At 72.4% G+C, this 15,061-nt stretch carries 12 protein-coding genes; 4 read left to right on the forward strand and 8 right to left on the reverse strand.

Annotated features, from left to right (window positions below):
• Positions 1 to 68: 68 nt before the first annotated feature.
• The 5 genes from DFJ66_RS27200 to DFJ66_RS27220 form a co-directional block, all read right to left on the reverse strand.
• Positions 69 to 1,391: a serine/threonine-protein kinase gene (locus DFJ66_RS27200; RefSeq protein WP_121225073.1), complete on the reverse strand. Its 1,323-nt coding sequence runs from the start codon at positions 1,389 to 1,391 to the stop codon at positions 69 to 71.
• Between the two features lie 650 nt (positions 1,392 to 2,041).
• Positions 2,042 to 2,830 (reverse strand): hypothetical protein, encoded by a 789-nt coding sequence (locus DFJ66_RS27205; RefSeq protein WP_121225075.1) that lies wholly within the window; start codon positions 2,828 to 2,830, stop codon positions 2,042 to 2,044.
• Between the two features lie 158 nt (positions 2,831 to 2,988).
• Positions 2,989 to 3,777, reverse strand: a complete 789-nt coding sequence (locus DFJ66_RS27210; protein ID WP_147459374.1) for a hypothetical protein — start codon at positions 3,775 to 3,777, stop codon at positions 2,989 to 2,991.
• Between the two features lie 173 nt (positions 3,778 to 3,950).
• Positions 3,951 to 4,958, reverse strand: coding sequence for a hypothetical protein (locus DFJ66_RS27215; RefSeq protein WP_121225079.1), 1,008 nt, complete (start codon positions 4,956 to 4,958; stop codon positions 3,951 to 3,953).
• Between the two features lie 185 nt (positions 4,959 to 5,143).
• Positions 5,144 to 5,464 carry a hypothetical protein gene (locus DFJ66_RS27220; RefSeq protein WP_121225081.1) on the reverse strand — a complete coding sequence of 107 codons (321 nt, stop codon included), beginning with the start codon at positions 5,462 to 5,464 and terminating at the stop codon, positions 5,144 to 5,146.
• Between the two features lie 64 nt (positions 5,465 to 5,528).
• Between DFJ66_RS27220 and DFJ66_RS27225 the strand changes: the two genes are divergently transcribed.
• On the forward strand, positions 5,529 to 6,593 hold the full coding sequence (locus tag DFJ66_RS27225) for an arginase family protein (protein ID WP_121225083.1): 1,065 nt from the start codon (positions 5,529 to 5,531) through the stop codon (positions 6,591 to 6,593).
• On the opposite strand, the gene DFJ66_RS27230 is transcribed toward DFJ66_RS27225, so the two are convergent.
• Positions 6,562 to 6,837 carry a chorismate mutase gene (locus DFJ66_RS27230; protein WP_121225085.1) on the reverse strand — a complete coding sequence of 92 codons (276 nt, stop codon included), beginning with the start codon at positions 6,835 to 6,837 and terminating at the stop codon, positions 6,562 to 6,564. The two genes, DFJ66_RS27225 and DFJ66_RS27230, sit on opposite strands and share 32 nt — an antisense overlap.
• Positions 6,838 to 7,053: 216 nt before the next feature.
• Here DFJ66_RS27230 and pcrA point away from each other — a divergent pair, with 216 nt between their 5' ends.
• Positions 7,054 to 9,372, forward strand: coding sequence for a DNA helicase PcrA (gene pcrA / locus DFJ66_RS27235; RefSeq protein ID WP_121225087.1), 2,319 nt, complete (start codon positions 7,054 to 7,056; stop codon positions 9,370 to 9,372).
• A 562-nt stretch (positions 9,373 to 9,934) separates the two neighbouring features.
• On the opposite strand, the gene DFJ66_RS27240 is transcribed toward pcrA, so the two are convergent.
• Positions 9,935 to 10,690 (reverse strand): M23 family metallopeptidase, encoded by a 756-nt coding sequence (locus DFJ66_RS27240; protein ID WP_246029924.1) that lies wholly within the window; start codon positions 10,688 to 10,690, stop codon positions 9,935 to 9,937.
• Positions 10,691 to 10,944: 254 nt separating this feature from the next.
• Positions 10,945 to 11,922 carry an esterase/lipase family protein gene (locus tag DFJ66_RS27245; RefSeq protein WP_121225091.1) on the reverse strand — a complete coding sequence of 326 codons (978 nt, stop codon included), beginning with the start codon at positions 11,920 to 11,922 and terminating at the stop codon, positions 10,945 to 10,947.
• 99 nt (positions 11,923 to 12,021) lie between these two features.
• On the opposite strand from DFJ66_RS27245, the gene DFJ66_RS27250 reads away from it, so the two are divergent.
• Both DFJ66_RS27250 and sucC read left to right on the forward strand, forming a co-directional pair.
• Positions 12,022 to 13,632: a hypothetical protein gene (locus tag DFJ66_RS27250; protein ID WP_121225093.1), complete on the forward strand. Its 1,611-nt coding sequence runs from the start codon at positions 12,022 to 12,024 to the stop codon at positions 13,630 to 13,632.
• A 259-nt stretch (positions 13,633 to 13,891) separates the two neighbouring features.
• The gene (gene sucC / locus DFJ66_RS27255; protein WP_121225095.1) at positions 13,892 to 15,061 is read left to right on the forward strand and encodes an ADP-forming succinate--CoA ligase subunit beta; all 1,170 of its coding nucleotides are present in this window, start codon (positions 13,892 to 13,894) and stop codon (positions 15,059 to 15,061) included.

Genomic DNA, 15,061 nt, shown 5'->3' on the forward strand with positions numbered 1-15,061 from the left:
GGCGAACACCGGTGCCATCGCCACTCGGACAAAGGACGTTGCATCACCCGATCGGGTTCAGCCCCACCTTACGGCTTGGCCACGACCGACGAACCCGATGGCACGCTCACGGCGGTCGTCGTGGTCGTGGTCGTCGTTGTGGTTGTCGTGGTCGTCGTTGTCGTGGTCGTCGGCGGCACTGTCGTCGTGGTGGTCGTCGTGGTGGTCGTTTCCTCGGTTGTCCGCACCGGCTCCGGGGTGGTCGTGACCACAGTCGCCCTTGAGGTGGTCGAGGTCGGCGTGATGGCGCTGCTCGTCCCGCTCACCGGCGGCACCAGCGGCTCCTCGCGGTCGAACACGTTCAGCGCGACCAGGATGAAGCCGATCAGCAGCAGCGCGCCCAGCACCGCCGCCGTGATGACCAGCGGGCGGGTGTTGCTGCCCGAGGGCGGCGGCGCGACCGGGGCCGTGGGGCCGGTGGTGCGCGGGCCGGGCCGGACCACGCGGGTGCGCTCCGGGTCGAGCACCGACGTCGCACCGGCGGGGACCGCCAGCGGCACCGCGTTCAGGCCGGACAGGCTCGGCTCGCGGCCCTGGGCGACCGCGTTGAGCAGGTCGCGGGCCTGGGCCATGGTCGGGCGCTGCTCGGGGTCGTAGTTGAGCAGGGTGAGCAGGACGTCGGTGAGCGGGTGGTCCACCGCGGGCGGGTTGATCCGGCCGGCGGCGACCGCGTGCAGCACGCCGAGCGTGTTCTCGCTCAGCCCGAACGGCGGCTCGCCCTCGGAGGCCGCGTACAGCGTGGAGCCCAGGGAGAAGACGTCCGAGGCGGGCGTCGGGTCCTGGCCGCGCGCGATCTCCGGCGCGAGGTAGGCGGGGGTGCCCGCGATCAGGCCGGTCTTGGTGACCGTGACGTCGTCGCTCGCCCGGGAGATGCCGAAGTCGGTGATCTTGACCAGGCCGTTGTCGGACAGCAGCACGTTGCCCGGCTTGACGTCCCGGTGCACGATGCCCGCCGCGTGCGCCGCCGCCAGCGCCGCCGCGGCCTGCGCGCCGATGCGGGCGACCTCCTGCGGGTCCAGCGGGCCGTGCTCGGCCATCGTGTCGGCCAGGCTGTAGGACTGGAGGTACTCCATGACCAGGCACGGAGCGCCGTTCTCCTCGACCACGTCGTAGACGGCGATCGCGTTCGGGTGGTGCAGCTTGGCGGCGATCCGACCCTCGCGCATGGCGCGCTGAATGGCCTCGTCCTGCTCGGTGGTGTCCAGGCCGGGGGCGAGGAGCAGCTGCTTGACCGCGACGATCCGGCCGAGGCGCTCGTCCTGGGCGCGCCAGACGACGCCCATCGCGCCGCTGCCGATCTTGTCCAGGAAGCGGTAGCGGTCGGCGATCAGCCGACCTTCGGCGGTGCTCACCGGACCACCTCGCAGAGGCGCTGCGGGACCGCGGCGGGGGCAGCAGGTCTCACGCTCGGGCTCCTCGTCGTGCGGATCGGTGCGCGGACAGCCTACCCCGGCCGTGACGACGGCTTTCGGACCGTTGCGCAGGTCACGCGAGCTCAAGTTCGGACCGGGAAGGGATACCCGAATCCGGTCCGGAGGGCCACCTGTTCGGGTGAAGATCGCGTCTTTTGACTCCGAACGGCCCACACGAGCCGAACAAAGCGTGGCCCGCGCACCCATCCAACCACGTCCGTTCGGGTGCCGGTCCGCCGACACGGCTGCGGCTCGCACTTCGTGACTTGGCGGCGGGTGCTCGCGGGCCGTGGCTTGGCGGCGACCGTCGCGGCCGTGGCTTGGCGCGGTGGTGCGGTGCGGTGGCGCGGTGGCTTGGCGCGGCGCGGGGGGCGCGGCGCGGTGGCTTGGCGCGGCGCGGGGGCGCGGTGCGGTGGCGCGGTGGCTTGGCGCGGTTGCGGTGGCTTGGCGCGTGCGGTGGATCGGCGTGGCGCGGTGGGCTTCGGTGTGCGGGGGCGTCCCTGTGCCCTGCTCGGCATGCTCCGCGTCGTTGCCGGGCGTGGCCTCCGGCCCCCGGTTCGATCATCCCACGGGGGTACGACAGATCCGGCCTACTCGGCGGGGGCGAAGAAGTCGAAGCCGCCGATCGGGTCCAGGATGCCGCCCAGGTCCAAGCCCAGGCCCAGGCCCGGCTTCGACGGCTCGGTGGTGGACGGCGGCGTGGTGGTGCCGGAGTCCGACGTCTTCGGGGTCGTCGTCGAGCTGCTGCTGGTGGGCGGCGGCGGGGTGTCGGTGGTCGGCTGGGTCGTCGAGGTCGACGGCGTCGTCGTGGTGGTGGCGGCCGGCTGTTCGGGGGCCGGGGCCTGGTTCGTCGTGGTGGTCGTCGGGGCCGGCTGTTGGGTCGCGCGCGGCTTCTGGGTGGCGGTCTGGCTGGGGGTCGTCGTGTCCGGGGTGGACTCCGTCGTCTCCGGGGCCTGCTGCTGCGCGGCGGCGGCCGGGGCCAGGTCCTTGCCGAGGGTGTTGGTGGCGCGGGCGGCCGGGCGGGTGTCGTAGCGGACCTCCGCCAGCGGGCGCTCGTCGGGCGAGGACAGCAGGTTGCTCGCGGTGAACGCGACGGTGCCGGCCAGGACCACGCCGCCGCCGGCCATCGCGACGAGCTTCGGCACGGAGAACCCGCCGCCGCGCTCCTCCTCGCCCGCCCGGCCCTCGCGCTTGAGCAGCTCGGTGATGTGCAGCTCGCGGCCGGACAGGTTGGCCGTCGCCGTGAACCGGACGGTCTGCTCGTCGGTGATCCGGGGGATCGGCTGGGTTTCGGCTTCACGCCTGGCAAGCAGCTCGGCGACGGAGAGCTGGGTCGTGGTGGACCCGTCCCGTCGCCGGCGTTTGTCGTCGTTCGACACCGAAAGTCACCTTTCCCGGAGAGTGCGTCGCGCTACCGGCCGGGAACATGGATACCGAATCGTGACCGAGTTCGTAACCCCTTCGGGCGAACTTTCCTCGTCAACAACCCCTCAAGGTCACGTTGCGTCAAGTCACCGTTCAAGATCGACACATACTGTCAGCTGCGCTGGGCCGAAAGGACGCGCGTCGCGATGATCCTCGGCTGACTGGTGTCTGTGAGCCAGAACACTTGCTCGACCCGCATCCACCGCCCGGTCCGCTCCTGCATCGACACCACCGCGAGCACCGACCCGTCCGGCCGCGCCGTCGTGGACTCGATCGTCATGGCCTGGATCCGGTCCCACGACGTCACGAAGTCCCGCGCGCTCCCGCCGACCAGCTCGGGCGAGAGCAGCCGCGCGGCCTCGGCCGGCTTCGCGGGCAGCAGCTCGTAGAACCGGCGCACCACGTCCACCTGCGGGTTCGGCCCGGTCGCCACGCTCGGCGGCGGCACCGCGGACGGCGCCTCCAGCTCGTCGGCGGCCATCGGCACCAGCTCCGCCGGCGCGTCGGCCCCGTCCGGGACCGCGGGCCCCGTCCCTCCGCCCAGCTCGGCGGACAGCACGTCCGGCCGCAGCGCGGAGGACCCGCTGATCTCCCGCGGCGCGACCGGCCGCGGGCGCTCCGGACCCGGTGCGCGCTGCCCCGCCAGGACGGCCACCGCCGCCACGGACGTGAGCAGCACGAGCACGCCGGTGACCAGCCCGGCGATCCGCGCGCCCCGCCGGGACGGCGGCGGCGCGGACCGGTGGACCGGCTCGCCGAGCAACTCAGTGACCAGGCCCTGTGTGGCGGCCTGCTCCGGGGACGGGATGCGCAACGGGGTTCGCTGCTTCCTGATCAGCTCGGCCACCGAGACCGAGCCGGTGCGGTTGTGCCTGCGACCGCTCGTCGTAGGGCGCTGCACTGGCGACTCCCTAACCCTGTGTCGTCAGGCAGAACACGTACCGCGCGCACAACATCGGAGGCCAGACGGAACACGGGGGTTCACCCGTTCGTGGCGGTCAGCGGTCCGGGCGGGTCGCTCCACCGGGCGATCAAGGACGCGTGCGCGAAACGCTGTACGTTCGCGAACGACCGCTAAACGCCGCCGAACAGCCGCTCGGCGTCGATCAGCGGGTCACCGTTCGTCGTGAAGACGAGCTGCCGCTTCTCGGTCGTCGTGGACCCGTCCTTGTTCTTCACGTGCAGCGTGCTGATCGTGACGCCGCGCGCCGGGTCCACGCTGATCTCGGTGACCTCGATCGCCGAAACCTGGCCGAAGTGCCCCTCCAGCAGGGCTTTCGCGTCCGCCTCGAACGTGTCGGTGACCATCTCCAGCGCGGTCGCGGCGTTGGCCACCGCCTGCTCGTAGAAGCGCTCGGTGCGCGCCGCCACGGCGACGGAGTCGACCACCGGCTTGCCGTCACCGGGCACCGTCGTGACGGTCGGCGAGGTGGACGGCGCGGACGACGTGGGCACCACCGACGTGCCGCTCACGGCCGTCCTGGAGGCCTCGGCGGTGTGCTCGGGCGCCACCAGCGCCTCGGGCCGCTCGCCGCGCTTGCCCGGCACGGGCGGGGCGGACGACGGGGTGCTCGTGCCGAACCCGGTCACGATCGGCGCGGACGTGGGGTAGCCGGGCATGCCGAGGCGATCGGTGGGCGAGCCCGCCCCGACCAGCTTGATGGCGGCGACGACCAGCCCCACCAGCACCCCGGCCGACGACAGGACGGCGAACCACGCGGCCCGCTTCCACGTGCGCGGCGGGGTGACGGAGGCGGGCACCAGCCCGATGTTGAACGTGCCGAGCCCGAGGACCTCGCGGTCGGCGGGGTCCGCGAAGCGGTCGCGCTGGGCCGGGATGGCCGGCGGCTGGTCCATGAGCCGCGCGTGCGGTGCGGCGGCGCGCGGCGCGCGGTCGTGCGGGTCGTCCGGCGGGCGGTCGTGCCCGGCGGGGGTGCCCGGTGGTGGGGTCCCGCCCGGCGGAGCCGCCCGGGGTGCGGGTGGCGTGGGGGCGTGGTCGAGTTCGCCGCCCAGCGGCAGCCACGGTGCCGCCCCGTCCTCCAGCCGGTGCCGACCAGACCGTTCCGGTTCCCCGATGTCCATGCCTGTGCAGACCCCTCCCAACCCCGGTCCTGACGCCCTGAAGGCCGCTGTTCACCTGTTCAGGGGGCAGGGGATCGGGGTGGGACGACGAAACCCTGCGCCCACGCAGCAGCGTAGGTGCAGGGTCCGCGGGTGGCCGGACGGATCAGCCTTGTGGCACCGAGTGATACCCGGTCGAGTGAGTTTCAGCCGCCGCTGTTCAACCGCTTGCGACTGCTCTGCAACGCGTTCGTGGCGGCGACGCCCGCGCCACCGGCGATCAGCGCGCCGATGACGTCACCGGAGGTGCCGTCACCCGTGGTGATCAGCAGGCCGACCAGCGCGATCACCGTGGTCACACCGGCGACCGTCCACCGGCTGCGCACGTACTGCGCGATCGGCGCGCCCGCCGCGCGCTTGGACTTGGCGGCCGACCCCAGCATGGCGAGGTAGCCGTCGTGGGCCAGCGTCGCCAGCACACCGAGGATTGCGATGAGACCCGTGATGAGACCGAGGACCGTACCCATGACCCCAGTGTGCCCTCGGCTTTTCCGTTTGGACCATCGGTGATCGCCCTGATATCCCCCTGGTGTGGAGTTGTACTGGCACGACGCCTGCCTGGAGCACGACACCGGCACCGGCCTGTGGGAGCTGCCCGGCGACTGGGCCTGGCTCGACACCCCCGAGCCGCACCCGGAGAACGCCGCCCGGCTGCGCACGTTCCGGCACGCCCTCGCCCACGGCCCGGTCGCACCGCACCTGACGTGGCGTGAAGGCCGGTTCGCGACGCAAGAAGAACTGACGCGCGTCCACACGCCCGAGTACATCGCCGCACTGCACAAGGCGTGCGGCGGCACCGAAAGGGTGCTGCTGGAGACCAACACCGTCGTCGGCCCCGGCTCGTGGGACGCCATCCGCGCCGCCGCCGGCACGGCCCTCGCCGCGTACGAGTCCGTCGCGGCCGGCCGGACCCGCCTGGCCTACGCCCTGGTCCGCCCGCCCGGCCACCACGCCCAGCGGTCCCTGCCGGACGGGTACTGCCTGGTCAACAACGCGGCCCTGGTCGCCGAGACCGCCCGCCGGGCGGGTCGGCGGGTCGCGGTCCTGGACTGGGACGTCCACCACGGCAACGGCACCCAGGACGTCTTCCAGGACACCGAAGACGTCCTGACGGTGTCCATCCACATGCGCCACGGCCCGTGGGGTGCGAACCACGTCCAGACCGGCGGTCCCGAGGAGAGCGGACCGGCCAACCTCAACGTCGAACTGTCCCTGGGCGCGGGCGACACCGCCTACCGCCGGGCCCTGGACGAGGTGGCGCTGCCCGCGGTCGAGGCGTTCGGCGCGGACTTCCTGGTGTGCGCGTCCGGCTTCGACGGCTCGGCGTTCGACCCCAACGGCCGGCACAACCTCACCGCCGCCGGGTACCGCGACATCGGCCGGCGCGCGGCGGGGCTGGGCCTGCCGACCGTGCTCACCCAGGAGGGCGGCTACCTGCGCGGGTACGCCGCCCTGTGCCTGCACGCCCTGGTGGAAGGGCTGGTGGGGGTCGGCCCGCTGCTCGACGACCCCCTCGCCTACGTGCCCGACGACACCCAGCTGGTCGACCGGGATCTCGCCCGGGCTACCGGCCCAGCGGTCCGCGACCCAGCTTGAGCAGGATCATCGCCAGGTCGCGGCCCTCGGGGCCCAGTTCCTTGTAGCGGTTGATGACGTCGATCTCCCGGTTGTGCACGATCCGGGTGCCGCCCGCCGCCATGCGCGCCGCGCCGATCGTGCGGGAGACCTCGACCCGCCGCTTGACCAGGCGCAGCAGCTCGGCGTCGAGGTGGTCGATCTCCTGCCGCAGGGCGTCGATGTCCTGGGCGTCCTGCGCGGGAGCCGTGTCCGTGCTGTTCATCTTCCGGTGACCTCTCGCTGGTGGGGTCCCGACCCTCGGAAGCAGCGAAGCCCCGGGGTCCGAGGACTCCGGGGCTTCGTGGTGGCTTGAGCGCGCTAGCGGTCCACGGGAGCCGGAGTCCGGATCCCGTAAAAAAACTCGAAGTGGGCCATGCGCACGCCGACATCATGCCACAGGAGCCGCTCTGTCGGGGGTACCCGGTAACGTGGAGCCACGATGAGCGCCTTGTTCGACTTGCCTGCAAGTCCCCCCGCATCCCGGCCCTCCCGCCTGCTGGACGACCTCAACCCGGCGCAGCGCCGCGCGGTCGAGCACGCCGGGTCGCCGCTGCTGGTCGTCGCGGGCGCGGGGTCGGGCAAGACCCGCGTGCTCACCCGCCGGATCGCCTACCTGCTGGCCGAGCGGAACGTGCACCCCGGCCAGGTCATGGCCATCACGTTCACCAACAAGGCCGCCGCGGAGATGAAGGAGCGCGTCGCCGACCTGGTCGGTGCCCGCGCCCGGTCGATGTGGGTGTCCACGTTCCACTCGATGTGCGTGCGGGTCATGCGCCGCGACGCCAAGACGCTGGGCCTGTCGTCCAACTTCTCCATCTACGACGCCGACGACACCCGCCGCCTGATCACCCTGGTGGCGCGCGACCTCGACCTGGACCCGAAGCGCTACCCGGCCCGCACGCTCGCCGTCCACATCTCGAACCTCAAGAACGAGCTGATCGGCGTCGAGACGGCCAAGGAGCAGGCGTCCAACGACCTGGAGCGCCGGGTCGCCGAGGTCTACGAGAGCTACCAGCGGCGGCTGTCCACGTCGAACTCGCTGGACTTCGACGACCTGATCATGCGCACGGTCGAGCTGCTGCAGAACCACCCGGACGTGGCCGAGCACTACCGCCGCCGCTTCCGGCACGTGCTGGTCGACGAGTACCAGGACACCAACCACGCCCAGTACACGCTGGTCCGCGAGCTGGTCGGCACCGGCCAGGACGGGATCGAGCCCGGCGAGCTGTGCGTGGTGGGCGACGCCGACCAGTCGATCTACGCCTTCCGCGGCGCGACCATCCGCAACATCGTGGAGTTCGAGCGCGACTACCCGCAGGCCACGACCATCCTGCTGGAGCAGAACTACCGGTCCACGCAGAACATCCTGACCGCCGCCAACGCGGTCATCTCGCGCAACCCCAACCGCCGCGACAAGCGGCTGTGGAGCGACCTGGGCGAGGGCGAGAAGATCGTCGGCTACGTGGCCGACAACGAGCACGACGAGGCCGCGTTCGTGGCCCGCGAGATCGACCGGCTGGTGGACTCCGGCGAGGCGAACAACGGCGAGATCGCCGTGTTCTACCGGACCAACAACCAGTCCCGCGTGTTCGAGGAGATCTTCATCCGGCTGGGGCTGCCCTACCGGGTGGTCGGCGGCGTCCGGTTCTACGAGCGGCGCGAGGTGCGGGACGCGTTGGCGTACCTGCGGACGCTGGCCAACCCGGACGACACGGTGTCGTTGCGGCGGATCCTGAACGTGCCCAAGCGCGGCATCGGCGAGCGCGCCGAGGCGTGCGTGGCCCTGTACGCGGAGCAGGAGCGGATCAGCTTCGTGCAGGCGCTGCGGGCGGCCGTCGAGGGCCGGGTGCCGATGCTGAACCCGCGTTCCCGCAACGCGATCGCGGGTTTCGTGGAGCTGCTGGACGAGCTGGCCGTCATGGTGGACCGCGGCGACGACGTGGCCGACGTCCTGGAGGCCGTGCTGGACCGGACGGCGTACCGGGCGGAGCTGGAGGCCAGCGAGGACCCGCAGGACCACACCCGCGTGGAGAACCTGAACGAGCTGGTGACCGTGGCGCGGGAGTTCACCGAGCTGGGGTCGGCCACCCAGGTGCCCGCCGAGGACGAGGGCCTGCCCGCGGAGGGTTCGCTTGCGGCGTTCCTGGAGCGGGTGTCGCTGGTGGCGGACGCGGACTCGGTGCCGGACGCGGAGTCCGACGGCGTGGTCACGCTGATGACCCTGCACACCGCGAAGGGCCTGGAGTACCCGGTCGTGTTCTGCACCGGCTGGGAGGACGGCGTGTTCCCGCACATGCGGGCGCTGGCCGACCCGGTCGAGCTGGCCGAGGAGCGGCGGCTGGCGTACGTCGGCATCACGCGGGCGCAGGAGCGGCTGTACCTGTCGCGGGCGCTGGTGCGCTCGGCGTGGGGGCAGCCGTCGGCCAACCCGGCGTCGCGGTTCCTGGACGAGATCCCGGCCGACCTGGTCGAGTGGAAGCGCGTGGAGCCCAAGCGCTCGGCCCCGTCCACGGCGACGACGTGGGGCAGCCGGCGTTCGGACGGCCCGTCCCGTCCCGCGCCCACCAACACGGCGTGGAAGGACACCCCCGCGCTGAAGCTGGACGTGGGCGACCGGGTGAGCCACGACAAGTACGGCCTCGGCAGCGTGATCGCGGTCGACGGCTCCGGCCCGCGCGCGACGGCGACGATCGACTTCGGCACCGCCGGCAAGGTCCGGCTGATGCTCATCGGCGGCGTGCCGCTGGTGAAGCTGTAGCTTCCGCGCGGCCTCAGCGCGCCGCTGAGCGCTTCACACCATCGAGTGCACAGGATCACCCTTCCGGGTGGTCTTTCGTGCGTGGCGGGTGACCATGCAGGTGCATGCAACGGTGGGTCGGTGCGGTCGGGTCACTCGATCGAGAATCTTGGAAATCCGGGCGCAACCCGGGAACAGGTCGAGCGTCTTAAGGGTTGTCACAAGCGGGATGGCCGGGTCGTTCGGGGCGAACCGGCCGGAACGAGCCGCTTGACGACACGGAGGACGACAACCGCATCGGGGGCGGAAGTCGTGACCGAGGGGATAACCGCGGGGGCGGTCCAGGGGGACAGGGCCGGGTCGCACACAGCGACCCGGCCTTTCCTTGCGCAGAGCCCGCAACCGGCCCGCACCTTCGCCCGTTCACGCCGCAAGAGCCCGCGCCGCCGCCGCTCCCGCGCCGCCGCTCCCGGCCGTGCCGCTCCCGCGCCGCCGCTCCCGGCCCAGCCGCCCCGGCTTGGCCGCGCGCACGCCAAAACCCCGGGCCGCCGATCGCGTGCCCGGGGGTCGTCCGTGGCGAGACTCAGACGCTGATGCCCTTGGAGTTGAGCCAGCTCAGCGGGTTGATCTTCAGGCCGTCCGGGTTCCACACCTCGAAGTGCAGGTGCGGGCCCGTGGAGAAGCCGCGGTTGCCCATGCGGGCGATCTGCTCGCCGGCCTGGACGCGCTGGCCCTTCTCGACCGAGTACGTGTCGACGTGCCCGTACACCGTGACCGTGCCGTCCGCGTGCTCGACCTTCACCCACAGGCCGAAGCCGCTGGCCGGACCCGCCTCGATGACGACGCCGTCCGCTGCCGCCAGGATCGGGGTGCCGATGGGGCCCGCGATGTCGATGCCGTAGTGCATCTGACCCCACCGACCGCCGAAGCCGGAGGTGAACTCGCCGGCGGCGGGCCGGGCGAACTTGGGGCGCTGGGCCTCCTGCTCGGCGGCCTCGCGGTCGGCGGCGATCTGGGCGCTCTTCGCGAGCTTCTGCGCCTCGGCCGCCGGGTCGGCGACCTTCGCAGCCGGGATGACGTGGGGGGAGCCCGCGTGGCCCTGGCCGCCGACGCCGAAGGCGGCGGCGCCGTCCGCGGTGCTCGCGAGCGGGGTGACCTCGTCGTTCGACGAGTCCGACGAACCCAGGGCGTGCAGCGTCTGACCGGCGCCGGCGGCGGCGAACGCGCCGACCGCGACGGCGGCGACCACGATCCGGCCGCGCAGCGCCGACGGGGGCGGCGGGAGCCGGTGGGACGCCACGGGGCGCACGGCGAGGCGTTCGGTCGCCTCTTCGAGCACTGCGGAACTGCTATGGCCGCCGGGGGAGCGGTGTCGGGACAAAACCAGGCCTTCCGTCTTCGGGGAGTCCGGTCGGGACGCCGGGCGGGGGATCCCGGTGAGCCGGTCGGGGTACCGGCTCGGTGTCCTTCTGTGACCAGACCGTGACAACGGACCGGGGGACAGTAACGGGGCGGAAGCCCCGGAGGCAATCCCCGCTCACGATGTCTACCGAATAGCGGTTAACGTGAACGCCGGAAGTGTGCGCTGTGACGCTAGGTCACCCCGCCGCCGCCAAACCCCTCACGTACAGGCACGATGTCGTGCGACACGCCGTCATACGATCGAGTGATTGCGGTCACCACCGCCCGTATGACCCGCCTGTCAACCGGGAGGGACAGGTGACCTGAATCACGTATCCGGTGCTCCTCGACGAGCAACGACGGGTGCTCCAACCGGGCGTTCCGCTGTGGGATGACGACCTGGTCCATCTCGCTCCACACCACGACGAACCGCGTCCGGCACGGTCGCGAGGGCTCCGCCAACTCGGACAAAAGGTCCGAACCGGGACGCAACTGCCTGGTCAGGGCCGTGGGGAACAGGTAGGCCGAGAGCGTCCCGCCGTGCGGGGTCCCGAGGGTCACCAGCGTCTGGACCCGCTTGTCCCCGTGCAGGCGCTGCACGTAGTACCGGGCGATCAACCCGCCGAGCGAGTGCCCGACCACGTGGACCCGCTCCGACCCCGTCTGCTCGCAGATCCGCTCGACGTGCTCGCCCAGCAGCGCGGCCGACCGGCGGACATCCCCCGTCAACGCCGTCAGCACGCTGTAGTTCACCGCGTGCACAACCCCGAAGCCCCGCCTCCGCAGTGCCCCCGACAGCACCGCGAAGGCGGACCTGTTGTCCCCGATCCCGTGCACCAGCACGATCGGGGTGCCCGCCGCCTCCATCGCCGAAACCACCAGCCCACGGGTGCGCGGGGGCAATTCATCCGTTCGGTAGTGCCGGAGGTGCCCCTCGGGCCGCAGCTGCTCCTCGACGACACCCCACGGGTACATCGCCGCGCGGGACGCCAGCCAGGCCGCCTCCACCACGGCACCCCGCACGCCACCAGGGGAAAGAGCCGCCCGCGCCACGCCGAGCGCGCCGTCGAGCAGCTCCCGGCCGGTCGCGGCGCCGGCCTCCACCGCGCCGTTCAGCCCGGTGCCCACCCGGTCGGCCAGTGACCTGGCCCACCGCTGAACATCACCCATGGGGCTGAAGGTAGGTGACATTTCCACAAATCAGGGAGTACCCGGCGCAGGATCTTGGCACGCCTGTCCCAACTGGTCGGTCCTGCTAGTTTCGAGCCGATGATCCGCACCGCCGAACCGGCCACACCCTCCTCCACCGGCCTGCGCGCGGCGCTCGGACTCGCGGTCGCGGGTGCCGTGTGCGGCGCGGTCGGTCCCGTGCTGTCCGTCGTGGACGACACCGCGCCGCCGGCCTTCACCGCGTGGCCCCTGCTGGCCGTCCTCGCCGTGCTGCCGGTCGCGGTGGCCTCCTACTACTACGCGCGCGGGCGCGCGACGACGGGCGCGGCGCTGCTGGTGCCGCTCGGGGCGCTGGCGGTCGGCCGGTTCCTGATGGACCTGGCGATCGCGCTGGACCCGGTCGGCGTCGCCCGGCCCGAGCTGCTGCGGGTCACGACGCTGACCGCGCCCCAACCCGCCGCCGGCCTGTGGGTGCTGCTCGCGGGGCACGTCCTGACCCTGGCCGCGGGCGTGGTCGCGCTGACCCGGCTGGAGACCGAGGGCGGCCGGGGCGGTCGGATGGGTCTGGCCACGACCAGCGGGGTCGTGGCGGCGTTCGGCCTGGTGACGGCCCCGTTCACCTCGCTGGACCCGTTCGTGCGGGCCAAGGGCGTGCTCGACGTGCCCGGTGCGGCGGTCGTGGGCGGGCTGTTGCTGCTCCTGGCGGTGCCAGTGGTGGCGGCGCTGGTGGCGAGCTCGGCCGACGACGACGTGCGCACCGGCGGTCTGCTCGGCCTCGGCCTCGCCCTGCCCGCGCTCTCCGCGCCGGGTCTGGCCGCCGTCGTCGCGGTGGACAAGGTGTTCCTGGCGGCCGGGCCGGTCTACGTGGTGGCCGGGGCGGTCGGCCTGGTCTTCGCCGCCCTGCTGCCCGAAGGCATCCTCAAGGACCGCGAGGGCACCCTGCCCGGCGTGCGCCGGCTCAACACGATCGTGGCGGTGCTCGGCGTCGGCGCCGGGGTGTTCCTGGTGATCGGCGCCCTGACACCGCACCTCAGCGTGCCGGAGGGCCTGCCCACGCCGACCGACTACGCGGCCCGCCTGCTGTGGCCGGCCGCCGTGCCGACCCTGCTCGCGCTGGTCCCCAAGGCACGTCCGGCGTTCATCGCGGCGACCGCCGCCATCCCGCTCGCGGCCGGTCTGGCGCTGGACGCGGCCTTCGCGGCGACCCAGGTGGCCGCCGTGCAGCCCGGTCCGGGCGTCTGGTTCACGACGGTGGGCGTGGTCTTGGCGATCGCCGCCGTGGTTACGGCCGCCATCGCCGGGTCGGCGGAACGCGACGAGGAGGACGTCACCACCGCGTCCCCCTCACTGCCGCTGATCGCCGTGGCGCTGATCGCCGGCCTGGTCGCGGTGGGCGCGTTCGCGATGCCCGTGGTCCGCGCGCCGGACCTGGCGCCGATCACGGCGCTGGGGCTGCGCGTCGGCTCGTGGGGCCTGATCATCGCCCTGGTCGCGGTGCTGGGCGCGATCGCCTTGGCCTTGGCGTCCCGGCCGGTGAAGGGCGCGGCCCTGTTGCTGGGGACGGCCTGCGTGACGGCGACCCGAGCCCTGGAGTACCCGCTGACGGCGTCCCGGGCAGCCGACACCTCGCCGGGTCCGGGTTTGTGGCTCGCGGTCGCCGCGACCGCTGCCCTGGTGATCGCCGCGGCGGTGCGAACCGCCCGTTCTTGAGGCCGGCTCGTGTCCTGGAAACCGATCCAGTGATCGACCTCACCACACTTGAGACGGACCTCACGGGTGTGGGGTGCGAGGTGGTCCGCGCAGGTCGATAGTGTTCCTGCCAGCCGCGTCGAGCCGGTCCCCCCACGGCTATGCCGGCGTTCCAGGTGATGCCTGGTACGTGTGGGCACCAGGCCCCAGCCTGGAGCGCCGGACCACGAGGACCGCACCACGGACGCGGTGTCCGACACCGACGTCGCAGGAGACCCGAGTGGACCTGTACGAGTACCAGGCGAAGGACCTCTTCGCCGCCCACGATGTCCCGGTGCTGCCGGGCGACGTGGCGAGCACCCCCGCCGAGGCCAAGGCGATCGCCGAGCGCTTCGGCCAGACCGTCGTCGTCAAGGCCCAGGTCAAGACGGGTGGCCGGGGCAAGGCGGGCGGCGTCAAGCTCGCCGAGACCCCGGACGCGACCGCCGAGAAGGCCGAGGCGATCCTGGGCCTGGACATCAAGGGTCACGTCGTTCACCGCGTGCTGGTGACCCCCGCGTCCGACATCGCCGAGGAGTACTACTTCTCCTTCCTGCTCGACCGGGCCAACCGCACCTTCCTCGCGATGGCGTCCGTCGAGGGCGGCATGGACATCGAAGAGGTGGCCGCCACCAAGCCCGAGGCCCTGGCCAAGGTGCCCGTGGACGCGATCAAGGGCGTGGACCGCGCGAAGGCCGACGAGATCGTCGCCGCCGCGAAGTTCCCCGCCGAGGTGGCCGACCAGGTCGCCGACGTGATCGTGAAGCTGTGGGAGACCTTCGTCGCCGAGGACGCGACGCTGGTCGAGGTCAACCCGCTGGTGCGCGACCCCGAGGGCAAGATCGTCGCCCTCGACGGCAAGGTCACCCTGGACGAGAACGCGTCGTTCCGGCACCCGGCCCACGAGGCGCTGGTCGACAAGCAGGCCGAGGACCCGCTGGAGGCCAAGGCCAAGGAGAAGGGCCTGAACTACGTCAAGCTCGACGGTCAGGTCGGCATCATCGGCAACGGCGCCGGTCTGGTCATGTCCACGCTGGACGTCGTGGCCTACGCGGGCGAGAAGCACAAGGGCGTGAAGCCCGCGAACTTCCTGGACATCGGTGGCGGCGCGTCCGCCGAGGTGATGGCCAACGGGCTGGACATCATCCTGCACGACCCGGACGTGCGCAGCGTCTTCGTGAACGTCTTCGGCGGCATCACCGCCTGCGACGCGGTGGCCAACGGCATCGTCAAGGCCCTGGAGATCCTGGGCGACGAGGCCTCCAAGCCGCTGGTCGTCCGCCTCGACGGCAACAACGTGGAGGAGGGCCGCCGGATTCTCGCCGAGGCCAACCACCCGCTGGTGACCGTTGTCGACACCATGGACAACGCGGCCGACAAGGCCGCCGAACTCGCGGCTGCGGGGGTCTGA

The sequence above is a fragment of the Saccharothrix variisporea genome, from assembly GCF_003634995.1.
GTDB lineage: Bacteria > Actinomycetota > Actinomycetes > Mycobacteriales > Pseudonocardiaceae > Actinosynnema > Actinosynnema variisporeum.